2 protein-coding genes are annotated in these 694 nt (G+C 52.6%); one reads left to right on the forward strand and one right to left on the reverse strand.

Translation table 11 applies throughout. The features are described from left to right. A partial coding sequence (locus J1C52_RS15030) for a hypothetical protein (protein ID WP_227428736.1) occupies positions 1–184 on the forward strand: 184 nt, incomplete at its 5' end. A 102-nt stretch (positions 185–286) separates the two neighbouring features. On the opposite strand, the gene J1C52_RS15035 is transcribed toward J1C52_RS15030, so the two are convergent. Then, the coding region (locus J1C52_RS15035) for a hypothetical protein (RefSeq protein ID WP_227428737.1) at positions 287–694 on the reverse strand (408 nt) is incomplete at its 5' end.

A 694-nucleotide genomic window follows, 5' to 3' on the forward strand; every position in this document is an offset into this window, starting at 1 on the left:
GAAAAATCCAGCTTCCGGCGGTCCAAGGTTGGGGAGCAGTGCAAGGGTTGGGCAGACTCTACATCATGGTGAGGGATTTCGCGGGGGGCAGGTCACGATCCAAGTTGACCGCACCACGCCACGGATTGAAAATCCTCGTGTCGGTGGTTCGATTCCGCCCTTGGGCACCATTTTTCTTAAATAAAAACAAATCCTTGGGCCGTTTTGTCACATAGGGATGCGACTGTTTGCTAGGGCTGGGTCCCGTATGGGTGTCAATCGACTTCGCACACAACTAACGCCGAAGCTACCTCGGCAAGGCGGCAAGGATGCCTTCTATTTCGCGTTGGTTTCCAATCCCAAGTGTCGGAAGGACGGCCATCAGAATATTGACTACCTTACTTTCGTTTGAGGCCTCATCGTCTTTCATCGCATCCAAGATACTAACCTCGTGAAGCGCAGGACGGCTCAGCAGAAAGCGTTGCCGTTCCCAGATGAACGTCCATCTTTCCTTGAGCCAAGGTCCCATTGCTTCAGCTACCAAACCGTATTTCCCAGTTTGTTGTGCAATTTGGAGAGACTTGAACGCGAGTTCGAACACTTGTCGCGGGGAGCCACCTTGAACCGCCCCGGGTTTACCGGAGGGCAAAACTCTCGGAGGATTGCCCGTTATGGAACAGAATCGAAAGAAGACCTCAAAGCCGTATTCACCTGA

The sequence above is a fragment of the Roseibaca sp. Y0-43 genome, from assembly GCF_020667835.1.
Taxonomy (GTDB): Bacteria; Pseudomonadota; Alphaproteobacteria; order Rhodobacterales; family Rhodobacteraceae; genus Roseinatronobacter.